This is a genomic window from Massilia sp. 9I (genome assembly GCF_902506415.1).
Classification (GTDB): domain Bacteria; phylum Pseudomonadota; class Gammaproteobacteria; order Burkholderiales; family Burkholderiaceae_D; genus Telluria.
In genome coordinates this window covers 2,970,384-2,991,067 of record NZ_LR733275.1, presented here as the reverse complement: position 1 = coordinate 2,991,067, position 20,684 = coordinate 2,970,384, and the positions used below count along the sequence as shown (strand labels likewise).

Genomic DNA, 20,684 nt, shown 5'->3' with positions numbered 1-20,684 from the left:
GAGACACAACATGAAACAGCTGAACCAGGAACAAGCAAAACAAATCACCGACCGCGTGATCGGTTTCTCGAAAGCCGACGAGTGCAGCGTCTCGATCGACGGCAACCGCACCGGTAACATCCGCTTCGCGCGCAACAGCGTGTCGACCGCGGGCCTGACCGAAGACACCCAGCTGGCCGTGCGCGTCGCCTTCGGCAAGCGCACTGGCACCGCCGTCATCAACGAGTTCGACGACAAGTCGCTGGAAAAGGCCGTGCGCCGCGCCGAGGAACTGGCGCGCCTGGCGCCGGAAAATCCGGAGTTCATGCCGGCCGTCGGCAAGCAGGAATACCTCAGCACCAAGACCTTCGTGGGCTCGACCGCCGCGATCGATCCGGACTACCGCGCCGAAGTGGCCGCCGCCTCGATCGGCCAGGCGCGCGCCAAGAAGCTGGTCACCGCCGGCTTCTTCACCGACAGCACCAGCTTCTCCTGCGTGGCCAACTCGAAGGGCGTGTTCGGCTTCCAGGAATTCACGGACCTGTCCTTCACCTGCACCGCGCGCACCGAAGACGGCCGCGGTTCGGGCTGGGTGACGCGCTCGGCGGTCGATGCGCGCCGCTTCAGCGCGGCCGAAGCAGCCGAGATCGCGATCGACAAGGCCCTGCGCTCGGTCGATGCGAAAGCGCTGGAGCCGGGCCGCTACACCGTGATTCTGGAACCGGCGGCGACCTCGGAGATCCTGGGTAACATGTTCAGCTCTTTTGGTGCGCGCGCCGCGGACGAAGGCCGCAGCTTCTTGGCCAAGAAGGGCGGCGGCAACCGCCTGGGTGAGAAGCTGTTCGACGAACAGGTCAACATCTGGGCCGATCCGTGGAATCCGGACGTGCCGGTGGCGCCGTGGGACGGCCAGACCATGCTGGCCCGCAAGCGTACGGACCTGATCAAGAACGGCCGCGTCGCGTCGCTCGGCTATTCGCCCTACTGGGCCAAGAAGACCGGCAACGTCGCCACCGCCAGCCACGGCAACATGATCATGGCCGGCGGCACCAAGTCGCTGGAAGAGCTGATCGAAGGCACCAAGAAGGGCATCGTGGTCACCCGCACCTGGTACATCCGCATGGTCGATCCGCAGTCGCTCCTGATCACGGGCCTGACCCGCGACGGCACCTTCTACGTCGAGAATGGCAAGATCAAGCACCCGGTGAAGAACTTCCGCTTCAACGAGAGCCCGGTGACCATCCTCAACAACATCGACGAACTGGGCAAGCCGCAGATCATCGGTGGCGACGAGGTGCCGTTCCAGATGGTGCTGCCGCCGATGAAGGTCCGCGACTTCAACTTCACCTCGCTGTCCGACGCGGTCTAAATGGCGGCAAGTTACGATTTCTACTTCACGCGCCTGACCTACGAATCGGGCGACTGGGACGTGGATATCCGTATGCCCAGCAACGTGCTGAACTCGCTCGTCGAGTACACCACGCTGCGGGTGGATCCGGCGGAGCGCGTGGTCGCGCTGTCGGACCCGAAGATGCTTCAGGCGCCGTTCTGCTATTTCGCGGGACACAAGCTGGTGCAGTTCACGCCGGCGGAGCGGCGCAATCTCGAAAAGTACGTGCGCGGCGGCGGCTTCGTGTTCGTCGACGACTGCAACCACGACATCGACGGCCTGTTCGCGAAGTCGTTCGAGGCCGAGATGACGAAGATTTTCGGCGCGTCCGCGCTCAAGAAGATCCCGAATACGCACCCGCTGTATTCGTGCTTCTTCAAGTTCGACGGGCCGCCGACCACCGGCGGGGAACTCAATGGCTGGGGCGACGACCTGGTGCACGAGTACCTGAAGGCGATCGAGTTCGGCGGGCGCATCCGCCTGCTGTACTCGAACAAGGATTACGGATGCGAGTGGGACTACGACTTCCGCAACAAGCGGTTCCTCGCGGTCGACAACACCCGCTTCGCGGTCAACATCATTCAATATGCGTTGGGAGCTTGAGCAGTGTCGGAACGTGATGCGGTAGCGTGGAGTGAGAAGGAAATCGCCGACCTGACGGCGAAAGTGGGCGCGCTGAAGGCAAGCATGGCGCGCGTGATCATCGGCCAGGAAGACGTGGTCGACCTGCTGGTCACCTGCCTGCTGGCGGGCGGACACGCGCTGGTCGAGGGCGTGCCGGGCCTGGGCAAGACGCTGCTGGTCAAGTCGCTGGCGCAGGCAACCGACATGGAGTTCCGCCGCGTGCAGTTCACGCCGGACCTGATGCCCTCCGATATCGTCGGCACCGAGATCCTGGAAGAAGACACCAGCACGCGCCAGCGCGTGTTCCGTTTCCAGCAGGGCCCCGTGTTCACACAAGTGCTGCTGGCGGACGAGATCAACCGCGCGCCGCCCAAGACCCAGTCGGCGCTGCTGGAAGCGATGCAGGAGCGCGCCGTTACCTTCGCCGGTACCACGCACAAGCTGCCGCGCCCGTTCTTCGTGCTGGCCACGCAAAACCCGATCGAGCAGGCCGGTACGTATCCATTGCCGGAAGCGCAGCTCGACCGCTTCCTGCTGCGCATCGACGTGGTCTACCCGACCGAGGACGAAGAAGTCCTGATGGTCTCGCGCACCACCCACGCGGGCCTGGACGACGCGGAACCGGCGATGACGGTGGAAACACTGCTGCGCCTGCAGCAGCTGGTGCGCGACATCGAGATCGGCGAACACTTGCTGCGCTACGCGACGCGCCTGGTGCGCAACACCCGTCCGGCCCTCACCACGGTGGCGGCGGTGAAGCAGCATATCGGCTGGGGCGCCGGTCCGCGCGCCGGCCAGGCGCTGGTGCTGGCGTCGAAGGCACGCGCGCTGATGCAGGGGCGTCTGGCGGTCACGCGCGACGACATCCAGGCCATGCTGCTGCCGGTGCTGGCGCACCGTGTGCTGCGCAACTTCGAGGCGGAGGCCGACGGCATCGCCATCGCCGACATCCTGCAATCCCTGCGTAACGAGATCCGGGTCGATTAATCTTGTCGCTGGCGAAGACCGCGCTGATCGCGCACACGCAGAAGCTCGACCTCGTGATCCGCCATGTGCTGGCGGGCCTGGGCCATGGCATCCACGCCGGGCGTGAGCGCGGGGCGGGCGTCGAATTCTCCGAATACCGGGCCTACGCGCCCGGGGACGAGTGGCGCCGCGTCGACTGGAAACTGCTCGCGCGCGCCGACCGCTATTTTGTCCGCGAAGCGGAACGCGACAGCCACGTGGCGGTCTGGCTGGTGCTGGACGCCAGCGCCTCCATGCTGGAGCCGAGCCGCGAAGTGAGCGGCGTCGACAAGCTGGCCTATGCGCGCACGCTGCTGGGCTGCGTCGCCGCCATCGCGCAGCGCCAGGGCGACGCCTTCGGGCTGGTGATCCTGAACGGCGGCAAGGTGCAATTCACCCCGGCCCTGCGCGGACCGCGCCAGCTGCAGCGCGTGCTGCTGCAACTGAGCCGCGTCGAGGCGCTCGGCGAACTGCCGGATGCCGATACCCTGCGTGCCAGCCTGCACTTCGCCCAGTCGCCCAGTGTCATCTTTGCCGCCAGCGACCTGCTCGACTGGCCATCGCCGCTGTCGCAGGCATTGATGCGCCTGCGCGGCATGCGCCATGACGTACGCGTGCTGTGCCTGCAGACCCAGGCGGAAGTCGACGCGAGTTTTTCCTCCAGCCAGGCTTACCGCGACCCGGAGCAGGGCACGGGCGTGTACCGTTTTGGGTCCGATCTGAAAGAGGGTTACCGCCAGAACCGTGAGCAGCACTTCGCGCAAGTGACGGCAAGCTGCCGCAAGAGCGACATCCCGCTGGTGGCGGCGCGCATCGAGCAGCCGCCCGGTGAAGTCCTGCGCCTGTGGTTGCGCCGTCCGGGGAGCCGTCCATGAACGCCATGTGGTGGTTCGCCCTCCCGATCCTGCTGCTGCCGATCTGGTGGCACCGGCGCAAGCGCGAGCAGCACAAGGCCGAGCTGCTGGCGACCAGCCGCTTCCTGCCGCGCGCCGAGCCGCGCCAGACGCGCGCATGGCGTTGGAACGACGTCATCCTGCTGCTGGTGCGCTGCCTGATGCTGGCCACGGCGATTGCCTGGCTGGCCGACCCGGTCATGCCCTGGCGTGGCGATACCGTAATCGTGGCCGCCGGAACAGATGCCAAATGGGCCGACCAGCAGGCCACCCAGGCCGGCCTCACCAAGGCCGACCGCTTGACCATGCCTGCTGCGCAGACGATCGGCTGGCTGCGTGCCCACGAGCGCGAATGGCGTCCAGAGGCGCGCCTGCTGGTGCTGGGCGACGTGCCGATGCCGGCCTTCGTCCCCGAGTTCGGCCGCCGCATCGAACTGCGCACGCTGGCGCGCGCGCCTGAAAAAGCCGAGCGCCGCGTCCATATCGCCAGCGAGCGCCCGGAGCAGTGGCGCCGCGTGTTCGCCGCCGACGGGATTGCCATCGACGAGGCGCCGACTGCGAAAACCGCGCTGATCGTTTGGGATCGCAAGGACGCGCCGCCGCCATCGCTGCGCGCGCCCCTTTGGCTGGTCACCGATCCTGCTGCTTTCCCTGAACTGGCCAAGGCGCCGCAGGTGGATGGCCTGCGCTACGCCGACAGCGCGCGCGGCCGCCTCTGGCGTGCCGACGTGTGGCCGCCGAAAACCGCCGACGCCGCCCGCACCCTGCTGGACAACTGGCAGCGCCTGCACCTCGGGCCGCCGGTCTATACGGCGCCCTCGCGCACGTTCGCCGCATCGGGCGCGGCCCATGCACCAGAACCGAGCGGCGCGCTGCGCGGCATCCTGATGGCGCTGCTGGTGGCACTGTTCGTACTCGAAAGGATACTGACCCATGCACGTCGCCGCTGAGATCGTCCGGCGCGTCTGGCGTGCTGCCTGGCTGCGCCGTCTGCCTCTCTGGCTGGCCGGCATCGTCCCCTGGCTGGTCATCCGCTCCGCCCCCGGCCTGATCGCCTGGACGGCCTTCTGCGCCTGGGACTGGGCGGTCCTGCGCCGCCGCGTCTCGATCGAATGGACATCCTGGCTGGACGGCGCCGTACCGGAAATGGAAGACAGCAGCGCGCTGATCGAGCACGCGCCGACCCCGGTTGCCCAGCTGCAGCGCCGCCGCATCCTCGACCGGCTCGATGCGCGCGTCAGCAGCAGCCAGCTGAACGCGATCGCACGCGAGCGCGTCGCTCTGGGGGCGCCCTGGCTGCTGGGCGGCGTGGCCGCCGCGGCTGCGATCTGGTTCGCGACTGCTCCAGCGCCGCAGGCCGGCGCTTCAGCGCCCGGCAAGGCCCCGGCGGCGATCGCCGCGCCGCTGACGTCCCAGCTGATCGTGCGTACCGCACCGCCGGCCTACACCGGCGTCGCGCCCGTCGAAAGCGCGCCGCGCGACCTGCAGGTGCCGGAGCAGACCGCCATGACCTGGTGCCTGAAGAATCCCGCGGCGCCCGAGGAATCGGTCGAACTCAGCACCGGCCAGATCCTCAAGCCGGGCAAGGAATGCGTGCGCTGGACTGCTGCGGAATCCGTGTTCTGGCGCTGGCGCGGCAACCGCTATACGATCAAGGTCATTCCTGACCAGCCGCCGGAAATCACGATCACGGCGCCCACCCAGATGGTGCAGGAACTATCGGAGACGGCGAGCAGCGCCGCGATGGGCGTGAAGGTGAGCGACGACTACCTCATCACGCGCGCTACCTTGCACATGACGCTGGCGCGCGGCAGCGGCGAGAACATCCGCTTCACCGACCGCGAGATGCCGATCCCCAGCTCGCCGAACCCGAAGCAGCGCAACTGGGCCAAGAACTGGGCGATCACGGAGCTGGGCATGGAGCCGGGCGACGAGCTGTACTTCTTCGTGCGCGCCACCGACAACGCGGCGCGCCCGCACACGGTGCAGTCGCCCACCTATACCTTGCGCCTGCCGGCGCCGCCCGAGCAGGCGGAAGAAGAGAGCGCCGCGATGCCGATGCTGGTCAAGCCGCAGAGCCTGCGCAGCCAGCGCCAGATCATCATCGATACCGAGCAGCTGATCGCCGACATGCGCACCACGAAGATGAGCGAGGAAGCGGTGCGCGACCGCAGCCAGAAGATCGCCGGCGACCAGGGCGCGCTGCGCCGCCGCTACGGCCAGTTCCTGGGCGAGGAATCCTCGCTGTTCGCGGATGGCGACGACGACCACGACGACCACGGCGGCGGCATGGAAGGCGGTGGCAGCAATCAGGACATCCTGCACCAGTACGGCCACGCCCACGACGAAGCCGAGAACGCCACGCTGTTCGACGAAGAGACCAAGAAGGTGCTGCGCCGCGCCCTGTCGGCGATGTGGGATGCCGAGAAGGCCCTGCGCGCGATCACGCCGAAGGTGGCGCTGCCGCCCGAACACAAGGCGCTGGAGGCGATCAAGGAACTGCAGCAGGCAGAACGCGTCTACCTCCACAAGACCGCCTTCGTACCGCCGCCGATCAAGGAAGAGAAACGCATGTCCGGCGACATGGACGGCACCGCCAGCTACCGCCGCGCACAGGGCGGGGCCGAGAAGCGCGTTCCGGAAGACGTCGGCCTGCTGGTGCAGGCGTTGTCCGGCGACGGACCGCTACCGGCCCTGTGGACCCGCAGCGCGCACGACTGGGTGCGCAGACGCCTAGAGGACGACGACCAGCGCCTGTCGGCCCAGAGCGCGATCCAGGACGTGGCGGATGGCTGCCTCCCATGCCGCCCGGTGCTGCGCGCCTGGCTGCGTCAGGGAGCGGGACAGGGCCAGATCCTGCTGCAGGCAAAACCGACGGTAGAGACGCCGTTCGTACGCGCATGGCGTGAAGGAGTTAAGCCATGAATGCATGGATGAGTACAAACATGCTGCTGGCGCTGATCGGTGTTGCCGGCATCGTCAGCGCCGCGCTGTATGCGCGCCGCCGCCAGTGGATCGACGCCCTGCTGGTGCTGGTGGCCGCGGTAGCCCTCGGCCTGTTCGCGGCCGGCCTCAAGCTGCCGGGCGACGCCGGCCGTGGCTTGACGCTCGATCCGTCCGCGCCGCCCCCGATGCTGGAAGGCGTCCGCGCCTTCGCGGTGAAAGGTGACGGCCTGCGTGCCGCGCAGTGGAACGACTTGCCGGCGCTGCCGCTGCAATGGCAGCGTCCCGAAGGCGGCAGCTTGCGCCTGCACTACCCGCGCCAGCTCGCGCTCGGACGCACTTTTACGCTACGCGTGCAGCGCGACGACAAGCTTGATGCACGCCTGCAGCTGCTGGCCGAGAACGGCCAGGTCATTGCCGACACGCGCGGCACCGGCGACCTGGTCGTCAACTGGACCCCGCCGCTGGCCGAACGTGTCGTACTGAAGGCGCGCCTGCAGGACGCCGCCGGCAAGACGATCGCCGAAGGTCCGGTGCCGCTGACCATCCACGAACCGAACATCCTGCAAGTGCAGGGCCGCTTCGGCGCGCCCTCGTTCGACCTGCGCACCCTGAACGAGCTGCTGGCCGGCAGCGGCGCGCTGCTCGACTGGCAGGTGGTGCTGGGCCGCGCCATCACGCGCACCGAACTGCCATCCGAAGAGATGAAGGCGCCGAACCTGCTCGTGATCGACGCCGCCTGGTTCGAACGCGCGAGCAGCGCCGAGCGCTCTGCGCTGCTGGGCCGCGTGGCCGGCGGCCTGCCGCTGCTGGTGCTGGGTGCGAACGCCAACGACCCTGGCGTGTGGTCGCGTACGCTGGGCCTGCCGCTGCAGGCGCAGCCTGCGGACAAGAAGATCGACACGCCCTTCGAATTGCCGGTGGCGCCGCTCAATCCCGGCGCGCGCGAAGCGGGCGAGTGGAGCGGCTCGGACAACCTGGTCTGGACCCGTAACTGGCAGAAGGGCCGCATCGCCTGGCTCGGCGCCAGCGAATGGCACCGCCATGCGATCAGCGAGCCACAGGCGTTGGCACTGTGGTGGCAGGGCGTGCTGGACCGCGTCGGCATCGACGTTTCGAAAGAAGTCGAATGGTTGGAGCCGGAAGAGCTGCCGCTGCCGGGCCAGCGCATGGAACTGTGCGCGCGCGGCGTCAAAGGCGAGGTCAGCTTCCCCGACCTGAAGCTGACGCGCACCTGGTCGCCGCGTACCGATAGCGCCTGCGTGGCGGTGTGGCCGGAGAAGTCGGGCTGGCTGCAGGTCAAGGATGCGAAGGCGGGCGCGCACGCCGTGTACGTTTACGCGCCGGGCGACTGGCCGCAGTGGCAGGCCGCGCAGCGCCGCGACGCGACGGCGCGTTATGCGGCCCGGACGCCGGTGCAGGCTTTGGCAGGCGCTGCGCGTGCGTTCCCGGCCTGGCCGTTCGCACTGAGCTTTGTTCTGGCGATGCTGCTGCTCTGGTGGCGCGAGCGCCGCTGATCAGGTCGCGTCCCCACCGACAGAAACATGACGCTGATGATCGACCGGAAGGTCTCCGTGCCGCCAGGCTTCGCCGAGCGATCCTGCCTGCAGGTGAGTTACCGCCTGCCTGGTTTGCGTCATTGCTACGTTCTGTGTCATGACGCTAGTCCAGATTCGCCCAACGCCGGTCCCGGCCTGGTCGACTTCTTCATTTGGAAGGCTGAACAGCTGGCACTGGAGACGACCGGCGATCCACAGGCCTATATGGTGATCCTGAGCGGCGCATCGATCCGCCGGCGCCCTGGCTTGCACATGCACGTGTTCATTGTCCGCTACCGCTGGCAGAAAGCCTGGGTCTACCTCGTGCTGGGCGCGAAAAATCTTGGCTTGGCACTCTGGCAGGCCTTCAGGCGCTGGCTGCGATGACCGGGCCGATCTACGCCGGCCATCGCCAGGAATTGCGCAAGCTCCCCTAGTGCTGAACCAGCGAGGCCGCAACTTCCCGTAGCTGGGCTGACAGCTTCCTGTCCAGGCCATCCACCGAGTCCGACAGCGCGTCGAGCGCGAGCGCGATCTCGTTGGCGCGCTCCGCCAGCAGGACCGGACCCACTTCACTCTGGGGCAAGGCAAGCCCGCTGCGCGGCAAGTGGAAATTCATCCCCGCGCAGGGCAAGGGCTCGCTGCTTGCCGGCAGCGTGGTCAGCAAGGAACTCAGCGCATGCAGCACGTGCATCAGACTGACGGCGCCATCGATCTCCATCCGGCGCGTGGATGCGGCGCCGCGCTCGACGCCGCTTCCGCTGGCGAGAAGACGCAGCATCAATCCGTAGGTCGCATTGGCGAGATCGAGTACGCGGGCGCTCTGTGGCGCGTTGACATGAAAGCCCGGTGCACCTTCCATCGGCGCAAACATGACAGGGTCCGAGACCACTGCACGGTAAGGAAGGAATGCAGGATCTTCCGCCAGGAAGGCATCGTATTCCTTTGCCATGGCTGAAAAACGTGCAAAGTGCGAGTCTTCTGCATCCTGCCGGCCGCCTTCGCCCTGTTCGACAATGATGTCGATGGCGTGCATGGCGCTATCCAGGTCAGTGACCGCCAACAGCCCCGGCAGGTCCATGATAGCCTTGCCCAGCTGGGCGTCTGGATTGCGGACGAATAGCGCCTTCTCTCCAATATTGTTGGCGAGGGTCTTGAAGCCTTGCTGGATGCCGCGGTACAGGTGGCTGACCGTATCGAAGTCTTCAGCGGTCGGCGTGAGCCTGGTAACACGAGGACGGCGCTGATAGGCGACCGGCGTCTCGAAGCCGTTGGCCTGCTCCATCGGCATTCCCTCCGGCCGCTCCAGGTACACAAAATGGGCAAGGGTATCGCGTGTCAGCGGCGCCAGGCGAACCACCAGGCTGGAGGGGTGATAGCCCGCCGGGACCGGGAAATTCTGGCGCCGGAAGTGCGGCGGCGAACCGATGCTCATCAAGAGATTATTCACCGTGGCCAGGTGGGCCATCTCTTCCATCGCCACGCTGCGGATTTCCTTTCCCCAGCGCTGGAGTACCTCCAGCTGTGCGGGTGTCACACCCTCTGACACCGCCTGCTTCAAGCTCCATCCCGCATACAGGTAGGAACACATGAGCCCATGTTCGATCTCGGCCGCTTCGGTCAACAGATAAATCAGCTGCTCGCGGTCGTTCACGCGTACTTCATGCAGATCGGTGCTGGTAGAGATGTTCATGTAAGTACTATATCCGAAGCTGAATTCGAGCCGGATTCAACTGTGCCTCCAGATAGAGTAATAGCATTCAAACACCGCTTGAACATGCGCGGTCAAAGAAGCTATGTCCAGAATGAGGCCGGGCGCTCTGCCATTTTCTGTTTAGTAGAACATGACTGCGATACACTCGTTTGCATCGTCAGACGTGATCCTTTCCTTGCAACTGCAGTGAAAGCGCTTCAGGACTTTAAATACATGAGCATTCCAACACTCTCAGCGGCTCAACTAAAACACGCACTGCAGTGTGCAGCAAGGTGCGATGGCAAGCTCACTCCCGAAGAGTGGCTGAGGGTATTCAGGTATGAGGATACCCGGTCAGATGCGATCGAGATGGCCAGGTACGACAACGGGGCGGGTGACCACATAACCGTGTTCTTTACATCGACGGGAAAAGCGCTGGTCAAAGGATTCGATCATGAATCGGAAGTCAGCCCCCATGCACAGGAAAACGGTGAAGTCTGGCCCGGGATGTACGACGGCTTGCCATCAGACCTTCTACCTTTGGCGCAGGATGAGGCTGCAGAATACGAGGACGTTACGTTCTGCTTTTGGAGCGTGGACGGAACATCATGGGACCGCGGGAACACGCTCATCCCTGATCATGTCGATGATGGGTCCTCTTGGCTCCTGAGCATGATCCAAATGGACGCGGTGGAGTTTATTGAGTGGGCAAGAGACTATTACGAAGAAGGTTTTGACTTACTAGGGGAATCCGGCGTATTTGCCGAGTTCAGTAAAGGGGGCCGCCACGAAGCATGATGTTCACTCCTGCGCGCCCCTTGGCCTTAGCCAGGATGAGGTTTTTGGTCCAGCGGATCGCATGTCGAAGGATGAGTACGAATGAAGCGCGCATTATTTATTTGTAGTCAGAATCGCTTGCGAAGCCCCACTGCCGAGCAGGTGTTCGCAAGCTGGCCGGACGTCGAAACCGATTCCGCAGGCCTGGGTGGAGACGCGACGGTACCGCTGTCTTCGGAGCAGATCGCATGGGCTGACATCATCTTTGTGATGGAAAAAACGCACCGCAACCGTCTCTCTTCAAAGTTCAGAAGGTATCTGGGCGGGAAGCGCGTGATTTGCCTGGATATTCCGGATGACTACGAGTACATGCAGCCGGAACTCATCAAGCTCCTTGAAGTGAAAGCAGGGCGGTTCTTGCGCGCATCCACTTGAGCCAAGGAGCTCAGCGACACGAACCCCGCGTCCCGCGGCAGGCACGGGACGCGGGCGTACGACGTCAGAACGCGTAATCCACCTTCGCGTACATCGAGCGACCGTTAATACCAAACGGGCAGGTCTCCCAGCAGTAGGTAAAGCCCAGCTGCGGGAACGGCGATGCCTTGGTCGCATCCCACTTGGTCGGATACGTATCGAACAGGTTGTTCACACCCGCGCTCAGGCTCAGCTTTTTCGTAAAGTTGTAGCGGGCAGTCACGTCGACGATCCACTTCGCTTCCCAGGTCTGGATGAAGCCCGGCGTGAAGCCCTGGCCTTCCACTTCACCAAAGTAGTTGGCGCGCGCAGTGGCATTCCACTGGCCGACCGTGTAATCCGCTGCCACCACGTGGTGTTGGCGCGGCTGGCCCTTCTCGATCAGCGTCACCTGGGTGTCGTCGAACAGCTGGGCGCCGGAGAGCACCGAGGACTGCGAGTGACGATCCTTCACCTTGGTGCGGTTGAAGCCCAGCTGGCCGGACAGCACCAGGGTCGAGCCTTGGCCGCGCGTGGTGTGCTGGGCCACCAGGTCGAAGCCGGTGGTCGAAGTGTCGATCGCGTTGGTGAAGAACTGGGCCTGGCCCACGCGCAGCGGATCCAGGATTGCCTTGATCGGGCAGGCCGCTGCGGTCGCGCAGGCGCCGGACTCCGGCGCGATGTTCGACGAGAACACGATGCGGTCGTCGATGTTGGTGCGGTACAGGTCGGCCGTCACCGAGAAGTTATTCGTCGGACGCAGGATCATGCCGACGCTGGCGCTTTTTGACGTCTCTTCCTGCAGCGGTGCGATGCCGAAGGCGCGGGTCACGGCGCTGTTCTCGCGCGCGGTCAGCGTTTCGGTCAACACGCCGGCGGCGTTCAGGTTGGTCGACACCGAGCTGTAGAACTTCTGCTGCACGCCCGGTGCGCGGAAACCGGTCGAGCCGGAGCCGCGCAGGCCGACCAGGCGCGACGGATCGTAACGGACACTCAGCTTGCCGATGGTGGTGTTGCCGAAGTCCGAATAGCGCTCGTGGCGCAGGGCTGCGCCGAGCGACAGCGCGTCGCCGACTTTGCGTTCGAGGTCAAGGTAGTAGGCGGTGTTGTGGCGGCCATCGTCCACGGCGGTGCCCGGGGTGTAGCCCGGGAAGCCCTGGATGCCGGAAGCCGCGATGCCGCCCGACTGGTCGCGGATGATCTTGCGCGGGTCGTTGGTGCGGCCGTACTGGTAGGAGACCGGGTCGCCCGCCTCGATCTGGTAGTTATCGCGGCGCCATTCGAAGCCGGTGCCGATGTAGAGCGGGGCGCCGGCGAAGTCCACCGAACCCTTGAAGTCGAGGTTGAGCGTGGTCTGGTCGAACTTCAGCTTGCCGGTGTCGGCCTCCAGGGGCGAGCTGCCGTTTTCGTAGTAGTAGCTGACATTGATCGAGTTCCGCTCGTGGAAACCGAGTTCGCTGCGGCCGTGGTTGACGCTCAGGTCCACGCTCCAGTCGCCCGCCAGGTCGTGCTTGAAGCCCACACCGAGCGAGGCGTCCTTGACGGTGGTGATGATGTTGGGCAGGAAGCCGTTCGGGTACACGGCCGGCACGTTGCGTGCGTCGCCGGCGGAGCGGAAGAAGCCCGAGGAATCGCCCGTGCGCTTGGAGGCGCCGCCGAAGGCGTACAGCTCGCCGCCACCGACCGGCAGGCCGGCGTTCAGCCACAGGTAGCCGTCCTTGGCCAGGCTGTCGCCGATGCGCTGGGTCACGCGCGGCGGACTCACGCGCAGCTGGTCGGGACCTGCGCGGTTGGTCTCGTTGCGGCGCCGGCCTTCGAGCGACAGGTTCAGGTAGCCGCCGTCGGCGCCGAGCGCGAAGCCCTTGTGCGCGCTGGCGGTATAGGTGTCGCCGTCGCCTTCGCTGGTGGTGCCGGCGCTGGTGCTGAACTGGGTGTCGGTCACGCCCTTCTTGAGCACGATGTTGATCACGCCGGCGATCGCGTCCGAGCCGTATTGGGCGGCGGCGCCGTCGCGCAGCACTTCGATCGACTGGATGGCGGACAGGGGAATCGCATTGATGTCGGTGCCGGCCGAGCCGCGGCCGATGGTCTGCTGCACGTTGACCAGGGCTTGCTGGTGGCGGCGCTTGCCGTTCACCAGCACCAGCAGCTGGTCGGGGCCGAGGCCGCGCAGGGTGGCGGGGCGGATGATGTCGGTGCCGTCGCTGATGAAGGTCGTCGTGAAGTTGAACGACGGGTCGAGGTCCTGCAGCACCTTGCCGAGTTCGAGCGAGCCGGCCGACTGCAGGTCCTTCGCGCTGATCAGGCCTACCGGCACCGCGGTGTCGAGTGCGGTCTTGGCCTGAGTACGCGAACCCAGCACCACCACCGTTGCCGGCTCGGCCTGGTTGTTCGCAGCTTCCTGCGCGAACGCCGATGCCATGGCCGATACCAGTGCAGTCGCCAGCAATACCCGTTTATTCGCTTGATTCACCATCTTGTCCCCTTGGTTTAATTAATCCATCACAAAAACTATGACCCCTATAACTACAGCGAATTGATTTTGATCAAACATTTCCGTAAGTACAAGTGTGAACTGTGCAATACACAACACTTTTAGGTGATTTGCTCTATTCACAAACGATGGATTGCACCCATGGTGGGTAATCGCGTGCGTGCATACCAGGTTTGGCTTCTCGACGTGGATCGGCGCTGCCTACAATGGCTTACCGGCTAGCGGCCACCACTTCTGGAGTATCGATTGACGCACTTGTTTCCCTATCGCGGCCGCCTGGCTGCCGTCCTGCTCGCGTTTGCACTGTCCGGCAGCATCCACGCGGCGACACCGGCCCCGGACACCATCAAGGTCGGCGACTACCAGGTGCAGGTGGCCACGCTCGGATCCGGCAGCTACACGGTGATCCTGGAAGCGGGCTTCGGGCGCGACCTGGGCGTCTGGCGCAACGTGGCGCCGGCGCTGGCCAAGTCGGCCAAGGTGGTGGCCTACTCGCGCGCCGGCCACGGCAAATCGGACCCGCGCCCCGAGGCGCCGACCATCGCGGCGCGTACCGGCGAACTGGAACAGCTGATTGCCGCGGCGGGTTTGAAGCCGCCCTTCGTGCTGGTCGGGCATTCCTACGGCGGCTTCCTGATCCGCAGCTACGCGGTGCGCCATCCCGAACAGGTGGCCGGGATGGTCTTCGTCGACCCCAGCGACGAGCGCTTCAACGTGGAGCTGCGCAAACTCGATGCGGCCGCTGTCGACAAGGACAGCAAACTCACTGAACAGTTCATGCCGCCCAAGTTCCACCCCGAGCTGCGCAGCGTGCAGGCGGTGCTCGACAGCGGCAAGCTGCCGTTTAGCGGCGCGCTGCCGGACGTGCCGGTGGCGGTCCTGACTTCGGTGCAGAAGCGCGAGCAGCCGCAGCTCTTCCTCGAGACGCCGGCGGCGGTGCAGGTCTGGCGCGACCTGCACGAGCGTTTCTTCCGGAATTTCAGCAACGGCAGCCATATCGTCACCGCTGAGAGCGGCCACAACATCCACCAGGAACAGCCGCAGCTGGTTGTAGCGGCGGTCGAGGGCGTGATCGCAGCGGCCGAGGGGGCGCGCGTCAAGCGCGTGCGCGAGCAGGCGCGCGCCGAGCTGCTGCGCCGCGTGGAGCAGGGCGGGTCCGACGCCGAGATGGTAAGCGCGGTGGAGGCGAGCGGCTTCGGGGAAGCGGACATCAACCGCATCGGTTACGAGCTGCTCGGAGCGCGCAAGCAGCCGGCGCTGGCCGAACGCCTGATGAAGGCCAATGCCAGCAAGTTCCCCACTTCCGACAACGTGCAGGACAGCTATGGCGAAGTGCTGCTGGCAGCGGGCAAGCCGGTGGAGGCGAAGCTGCAGTTCATGCGCGCGATCACGCTGGCCGAAGCGCAGGGCAAGGACGCGCGGGTCTTGGCAGGTTACCGCGCCAACCTGGCCAAGGCCGAGGGCGCGATTGCGCGCTGAGCGCCGGCCTAGAGGCTGAGGGTTTCCTTCAGCTCGGCGGCATGGCGCCGCGAGATCTCGAGCTTCTTGCCGTTGTCGAGGGTGAGCAGGTAGCCGGCGCCCATCGCTTCTTCGATGGCGGCGATGGCGCCGAGGTTGACGATGTGCTGCCGGCTGACGCGCAGGAACATGTGGCGCGGCAGGCGCTCCTCCACGCTGTTCAGCGACTTCTTCACGTAGGCGTGCTGCTGGCCGAAATAGACCTGCACGTGGTTCCTGCAGCTCTCAAAGCAGCGGATCTCGGCCAGCGGCACCATGTGGCAGCGCTCGCCGTCCTTGATGAAGATGCGGCTCTTGTCGTCCAGCGGCGCCCTGGGCGCTTCCGCAAGGCGCGGACCGTCGCGCGCTTCGAGCTTGCGGATGGCCTGCGCCAGGCGTTCCTGGCTGACCGGCTTGAGCAGGTAGTCGACCGTATCGAATTCAAAAGAGCGCACGGCGTACTCCGCGTGCGCGGTAGTAAAGACGATGCGCGGGTGCGCATCGAGCTGCGCCAGCAGGTCGAAGGCGTCGGCGCCGGCCATCTGGATGTCCAGGAACAGGACGTCCGGCCGGGTCGCCCGGATCAGCGGCAGGGCGCTGTCGGGATGGTCCGCTTCGCCGACCACCTCGATGCCCGGATGGGCGGCCAGCATGCGCACCAGGCCGCTGCGCGCCAGACGCGAATCCTCCACTACGACGACCCTCATGCCGCCCTCTCGCAAGGCAGCGCCAGGCTGACCCGGTACTGGTCGCCGCCGTCGCTGGCCTCGTGTGTCGCGCGTGCGCCGTACAGCAGGGCAAGGCGCTGCACGATGTTGCGCATGCCGATGCCCAGGCCGCCGCTGTCCGCTGGCGCCGCCGGCTTGTCGTTGGTGACCTCGACCCGCAGGAAGGCGTCCTGCCGGCTGACCGCCAGCCTGAGCGCGCCGCCCTCGCGCAAGGGTTCGACCCCATGCTTCACTGCGTTCTCGACCAGCATCTGCAGCAGCAGCGGCGGGACCAGGCAATCGTGCAGCGCGGCCGGAACGTCGATGCTCACGCGCAGGCGTTGTTCGAGCTGGACGCCGACGATCTCCAGGTAGCGCTCGATGATGTCCAGTTCCGCGCCGAGTTTCACCTTGCCGCTGTCGTCGGCGCCGAGCGAGTAGCGCAGGATGTCCGACAGCGCCACCAGCATCGCGTCGGCGCGTCCCGCATCCTCGTGGATCATGAATCGGATGTTGTTGAGCGAATTGAACAGGAAGTGCGGATTGAGCTGGTTCGACAGGCTGCGCAGCTGGGCGTCGCGCAGCGCGGTCTGCAGCCGTGCGTTGTCCAGTTCGCGGGCGCGCGCATCGCGGCTGCCGGTGAAGCTGATGTAGAGGAAGATCCAGGCGCAGATGAAGACCTGCGCCTGCAGGCTGGTGCTGCTGACCGTGCGCACCAGGTAGTCGCCGAGGCCGATCGGCATGCCGCGCGCGACGTAGTAGGCCGCGATCTGGTCCCAGAAAAAGGGCAGCGTGAGGGCGGCGACGCTGGCCGCGACCAGCAGCGCGGCCAGGCTGCCGTAGACGACCGCGATGGCGATCAGGCGGCCCATGGCCAGCGCTTTCCAGCCGCGCTTCTTGTACAGCCAGCGAAAGCCCAGCACCGCCAACGTGAAGGGCAGCAGCCAGACGGTCATCGCCACGCTGTCCTGCACGGCGAGAGGGCTCCACAGGACAATGGTCAGCAGGGTGACCGCCACCCCGAGCGCGCCTGCGCCCAGGTGATACGACCAGAATTGCCGGTCAGGCGGAAAAAATCGCGTTGTCATTGCTGCCTGGTGCCCGTTCGCTTGCCGATGAGAAGACACGCGAGTATAGCGGCTTACCATGCCCGCAGGCGATCCCCGGCCGGCACGAACATGCGGTCGCCTGGGCGGGTGGAGAAAGCCTCGTGGAAGCCGTCGAGCTGCATCGCCGGGACATTCGCGCGCAGCGGGGCGGGTGCGTGCGGGTCGGTCGACAGCAGCTGCAGCGTGCGTTCGTCGCGGCGCTTGACCGCCCATTGCCGTGCGTAGGCCAGGAAGAAGCCTTGTTCGGCGCCGGGGGCGGCGGCCCGTCCCTGCGCCGTGCCGCGCCAGGCGCGCCAGGCCAGCTGCAGCCCCATCAGGTCGGCGACGTTCTCCGACAGAGTGAGCTTGCCGTTCACCCGCGCGCCGGGCAGGACTTCGAGCGCATCGAAGTGGGCGACCATGCGCGCGGTGAAGGCCTCGAATGCCGCATGGTCGGCGGCGCTCCACCAGTCGCGCTGCATGCCGCGGCTGTCGAACTGGGAACCGGTTGCGTCGAAAGCATGGCTGATTTCATGCGCGATCAAGACGCCGATCCCGCCGTAGTTGGCGGCGTCGTCGGCTTCCGGATCGAAGAAGGGCGCCTGCAGGATGCCGGCCGGAAGGTTGATCTCGTTGAGCACCGGATCGTAATAGGCGTTCGGCTCGAGCGGGCTCATGGCCCAGCTGCCGCGGTCCATCGCGCTGCCGGACAGGGCGGCCAGGCGCAGCCAGGCGTGGCGCCGTGCGCGCTCGCGGTTGCCGAGCGCATCGGCGGGACGGATCTCGAGCCCGCCGTAGTCGCGCCATGCCGCAGGGTAGCCGACCTTGGCCCGCATTCCGGCGATCTTCCTGAGCGCTTCGGCACGGGCATCCGGGCCCATCCAGGCGATGCCGGCCACCGCTGCGGCGGCGGTCGTGCGGATTCGTTCGACCATGCCTTCGACGCGCGCCTTTTGCGCAGCGGAGAAGTGGCGCGCCATGTAGGCCTGGCCCAGCGCGTCGCCCATGCTCTCGGTCACGGTGTCGAGCGCGCGCTCGTCCGCGCTGCGCGGCGCCGACTGTCCGCCCAGCGCACGCCCATGGAAGGCGAAATGCGCGGCGCGGAAGGCCGCCGGCAGCAGCGGCGCAGAGGCGTCCAGCGTGCGCAGGCGGAAGTACAGCTTCCAGTCAGCGAGGGGCAGTTCGCGCATCAGGCCCGCGATGGCAGCGGCGGCCGGCGGCTGCACCACATTGACCGCCTCGCCCTTGCGGATACCCGCGTGCTGCAGGTAGGAGGTCCAGGCCAGGCCAGGTGCGCCGGCATCCAGCTGCGCCGGAGTGCGGGATGCGACCAGAGCCGGGTTCATGGCGTCGGCAGCGGCCACATGCGCATGCGCCAGGCGCGTTTCGAGTGCCAGGACGCGCTGCGCCGCCGCTTGCGGACGCGGGTCGCCCGCCAGCTGCGCCAGCGTCGCCAGATAAGCGAGGTAGGCCTGGCGCGCGGCCACCAGGCGGGCATCGTCGCGCAGGTAGTAATCGCAGTCCGGCAGCCCCAGTCCGCCCTGCATCACGAGCACGCGGTTCACGCCCGGATCCTTGAAGTCGGCGAAGCCGCCCCATAGCCACAGGGGCGTCTTCAGGACACCCTGCACCTGGCCCTGCCAGCGCGCCAGCGCCTGCGGCGTGTCGATCGCCTCGATCTGCGTCAGCCGCGGCGCCACCGGGGCGAGGCCGGCGCGGTCGATCGCGTCCAGGTCGCGTTGGCTGTCGTAGAAGTCGATCAGCTTGCGGCCGTCGCCGCTTGCCGGCGCCTGCGTGCGCAGGTCGTCCAAAATCCGGCGCAGGCGCGTGTTGACCGTGCCGGGCAGGTCGGCGCCATACACTTCGGACTTGTCGGCAGGGATGACGGTGGCATCCAGCCAGGCCCCGTTTGCAGCGCGATACAGGTCCTTGCGCGCCAGGGCAGTGCCGACGGACGTTTGAGCGGCTGCGGGGAAAGGCGCCAAGGTGGCAACAGCCACGAGCAGGGCCGGGATGCGGGAGAGCGAAAGCGTGGAGAACATGGATTCCGATTTGCTTGAACGGGATCCAAGTATCGGTGCGGCGTGGCGCGCCTGGAGAAATAGGTGCTGAACGGTGCAATGCGCTGACGAGCGGTCGGAATCGCGCGTCAAGCGTGGTCGCGCATCCATTCCTTGAGGCCATCCACCCACTTCTTGGCCGGCAGGTTGAGGTGGCGCCGGATTTCGCCGGCCCGTTCGTACAGCACTGAAAAGTCGAGCTGGGGAGCGTTCTTGAAGGCGAGGACGACGATGTTCGCATCGTGTACCTCGGGCAGCCAGACCACGGCGTCGAACACCTGCTGCATGGTGAGCAGGTTCCTGTCGTAGCTGTCGACCTGGCCGAACACGTTGGCGGTCATGATGCCCTTCGGTGTCAGGCAGTCGTAGCAGCCCTGGTAGAAGTCGAGCGAATCCAGCACCGGGCCGCGCGCGTCATGGTCGTAGAGGTCGACCTGCAGCACGTCGACCTGGCCGTGGTTGTCGGCATCCAGCACGAAGTCGAGCGCGTTCATCTCGCGCACGTCCAGGCGCGCATCGTTCTCGGGCAGGCCGAACAACGCGCGGCAGATCGCGATCACGTTCGGATTCAGCTCCGCCACGCTGATGCGGGCGTCCGGAAAGCGCCGGTAGCAGAACTTGGTGAGGGCCGCACTGCCCAGGCCCAGCTGGACGATGCGGCGCGGGGCATTCTGGAACAGCGTCCACATCATCATCATCTGGACGTATTCCAGCTCGATCGCGTCCGGTTTCGACAGCCGCATCGCGCCCTGCACCCAGGAGGTGCCCAGGTGCAGGAAGCGCACCCCGTCGAATTCGTCGATGGTGGCGGGCGGGTGGCCGGGCTGGGCGAAACGGGGATCGATGCGGGCGTAGGAAGGCGGCATGGTGAAGCAGCTGCGGTGAAAGCCTATCCTACCATTGCCGCCTTCGGCGTGCGTCAGGCGATTCCGTTGCGTCCGAACTCGCGGAAACCCTGCCGTTCCGTCAGGCGGTCGTAATATGCCGCCACGTGGCGGTAGTCCGGCTTGTCCATCGGCGTCATCATCCAGCGGTTCACCGACAGGCCGAGCACCACGTCGGCCAGCGTGAAGGCGCCGCCCGCCGCATAGGCGCCGGTGGCGCGCAGCTGGGCGTCGAGGATGCCGATGTGGCGGTTCCAGGATGCGATGCTGGCCTCGACCTGGCCCCGGTCCTGGTGCGCGGCGCTATTGCGCACCAGCGCCATGAAGGCGTAGCGCCAGGCGGTGTTCAGGTCGGTGGCCTGCCAGTCCATCCATTGCTCGACGCGCGCACGGTCGCGTGGCGATGCCGGAAGCAGGGCCCCTTCGCCCTGCCTGCCGTACTCGGTGCTGAGGTAGCGGCAGATCGTGTTCGATTCCCACAGCACGAAACCGTCGTCGACCAGCACCGGCACCAGGGCGTTCGGGTTGAGCCCCGCGTGGCTCGTATTCCAGTCCTCGCGGTCGAAGGGCAGCCCGAGTTCCAGGCAGGTCCACAATACCTTGCGCACGTTGATCGAGGTGTCCTTGCCGATGATCTTCAGCATATGCGTCCTTTCATG

The 20,684-nt window shown here is 66.2% G+C and carries 18 protein-coding genes; 11 read left to right on the top strand and 7 right to left on the bottom strand.

What is annotated here, in order from left to right; all coding sequences use genetic code 11:
• Window positions 1-10: 10 nt before the first annotated feature.
• Genes GV068_RS13475 through GV068_RS13440 form a run of 8 tightly spaced genes read left to right on the top strand, consistent with a single transcriptional unit; the run spans window position 11 to window position 8,759 of the window.
• On the top strand, window positions 11-1,348 hold the full coding sequence (locus GV068_RS13475; RefSeq protein ID WP_159698461.1) for a TldD/PmbA family protein: 1,338 nt from the start codon (window positions 11-13) through the stop codon (window positions 1,346-1,348).
• Window positions 1,349-1,972 (top strand): DUF4159 domain-containing protein, encoded by a 624-nt coding sequence (locus GV068_RS13470; protein ID WP_159698458.1) that lies wholly within the window; start codon window positions 1,349-1,351, stop codon window positions 1,970-1,972.
• A gap of 3 nt (window positions 1,973-1,975) precedes the next feature.
• Window positions 1,976-2,980 carry a MoxR family ATPase gene (locus tag GV068_RS13465; protein WP_159698455.1) on the top strand — a complete coding sequence of 335 codons (1,005 nt, stop codon included), beginning with the start codon at window positions 1,976-1,978 and terminating at the stop codon, window positions 2,978-2,980.
• Between the two features lie 2 nt (window positions 2,981-2,982).
• Entirely contained in the window at window positions 2,983-3,873 is an 891-nt protein-coding gene (locus GV068_RS13460) for a DUF58 domain-containing protein (RefSeq protein WP_159698452.1), read from the top strand.
• On the top strand, window positions 3,870-4,841 hold the full coding sequence (locus tag GV068_RS13455) for a BatA domain-containing protein (protein ID WP_159698449.1): 972 nt from the start codon (window positions 3,870-3,872) through the stop codon (window positions 4,839-4,841). The genes GV068_RS13460 and GV068_RS13455 overlap by 4 nt, the downstream gene beginning before the upstream one ends.
• Window positions 4,825-6,816 carry a DUF4175 family protein gene (locus tag GV068_RS13450; protein ID WP_159698446.1) on the top strand — a complete coding sequence of 664 codons (1,992 nt, stop codon included), beginning with the start codon at window positions 4,825-4,827 and terminating at the stop codon, window positions 6,814-6,816. Before GV068_RS13455 ends, GV068_RS13450 begins: the two co-directional genes overlap by 17 nt.
• 8 nt (window positions 6,817-6,824) lie before the next feature.
• Window positions 6,825-8,351 carry a hypothetical protein gene (locus GV068_RS13445; protein ID WP_159698443.1) on the top strand — a complete coding sequence of 509 codons (1,527 nt, stop codon included), beginning with the start codon at window positions 6,825-6,827 and terminating at the stop codon, window positions 8,349-8,351.
• Between the two features lie 27 nt (window positions 8,352-8,378).
• The gene (locus tag GV068_RS13440) at window positions 8,379-8,759 is read left to right on the top strand and encodes a hypothetical protein (protein ID WP_159698440.1); all 381 of its coding nucleotides are present in this window, start codon (window positions 8,379-8,381) and stop codon (window positions 8,757-8,759) included.
• A gap of 46 nt (window positions 8,760-8,805) precedes the next feature.
• Here GV068_RS13440 and GV068_RS13435 read toward each other — a convergent pair whose 3' ends face one another.
• Complete coding sequence (locus GV068_RS13435; RefSeq protein ID WP_159698437.1) at window positions 8,806-10,065, bottom strand: ferritin-like protein; 1,260 nt, start codon at window positions 10,063-10,065, stop codon at window positions 8,806-8,808.
• On the opposite strand from GV068_RS13435, the gene GV068_RS13430 reads away from it, so the two are divergent.
• Both GV068_RS13430 and GV068_RS13425 read left to right on the top strand, forming a co-directional pair.
• Window positions 10,036-10,863, top strand: a complete 828-nt coding sequence (locus tag GV068_RS13430) for a hypothetical protein (protein ID WP_159698434.1) — start codon at window positions 10,036-10,038, stop codon at window positions 10,861-10,863. The genes GV068_RS13435 and GV068_RS13430 overlap by 30 nt on opposite strands.
• Window positions 10,864-10,944: 81 nt before the next feature.
• A complete protein-coding gene (locus GV068_RS13425; protein ID WP_159698431.1) occupies window positions 10,945-11,277 on the top strand; it encodes a low molecular weight protein tyrosine phosphatase family protein in 333 nt (110 codons plus the stop codon).
• 64 nt (window positions 11,278-11,341) lie between these two features.
• On the opposite strand, the gene GV068_RS13420 is transcribed toward GV068_RS13425, so the two are convergent.
• Window positions 11,342-13,717: a TonB-dependent siderophore receptor gene (locus GV068_RS13420; protein ID WP_229464159.1), complete on the bottom strand. Its 2,376-nt coding sequence runs from the start codon at window positions 13,715-13,717 to the stop codon at window positions 11,342-11,344.
• A gap of 318 nt (window positions 13,718-14,035) precedes the next feature.
• Here GV068_RS13420 and GV068_RS13415 point away from each other — a divergent pair, with 318 nt between their 5' ends.
• Window positions 14,036-15,268, top strand: coding sequence for an alpha/beta fold hydrolase (locus tag GV068_RS13415; RefSeq protein ID WP_159698425.1), 1,233 nt, complete (start codon window positions 14,036-14,038; stop codon window positions 15,266-15,268).
• A gap of 8 nt (window positions 15,269-15,276) precedes the next feature.
• Here the strand turns inward: GV068_RS13415 and GV068_RS13410 are convergent, their stop codons facing one another.
• The 5 genes from GV068_RS13410 to GV068_RS13390 all read right to left on the bottom strand — a co-directional run bounded on the left by GV068_RS13410 (window position 15,277) and on the right by GV068_RS13390 (window position 20,669).
• Complete coding sequence (locus tag GV068_RS13410) at window positions 15,277-15,993, bottom strand: LytTR family DNA-binding domain-containing protein (RefSeq protein WP_159698423.1); 717 nt, start codon at window positions 15,991-15,993, stop codon at window positions 15,277-15,279.
• Window positions 15,990-17,081: a sensor histidine kinase gene (locus tag GV068_RS13405; RefSeq protein ID WP_159698420.1), complete on the bottom strand. Its 1,092-nt coding sequence runs from the start codon at window positions 17,079-17,081 to the stop codon at window positions 15,990-15,992. The genes GV068_RS13410 and GV068_RS13405 overlap by 4 nt, the downstream gene beginning before the upstream one ends.
• Before the next feature lie 53 nt (window positions 17,082-17,134).
• Window positions 17,135-19,123, bottom strand: coding sequence for a M13 family metallopeptidase (locus tag GV068_RS13400; protein WP_159698417.1), 1,989 nt, complete (start codon window positions 19,121-19,123; stop codon window positions 17,135-17,137).
• Between the two features lie 107 nt (window positions 19,124-19,230).
• The gene (locus tag GV068_RS13395) at window positions 19,231-20,007 is read right to left on the bottom strand and encodes a spermidine synthase (RefSeq protein ID WP_159698414.1); all 777 of its coding nucleotides are present in this window, start codon (window positions 20,005-20,007) and stop codon (window positions 19,231-19,233) included.
• Between the two features lie 53 nt (window positions 20,008-20,060).
• Window positions 20,061-20,669, bottom strand: a complete 609-nt coding sequence (locus GV068_RS13390; protein WP_159698411.1) for a glutathione S-transferase family protein — start codon at window positions 20,667-20,669, stop codon at window positions 20,061-20,063.
• Window positions 20,670-20,684: the final 15 nt, after the last annotated feature.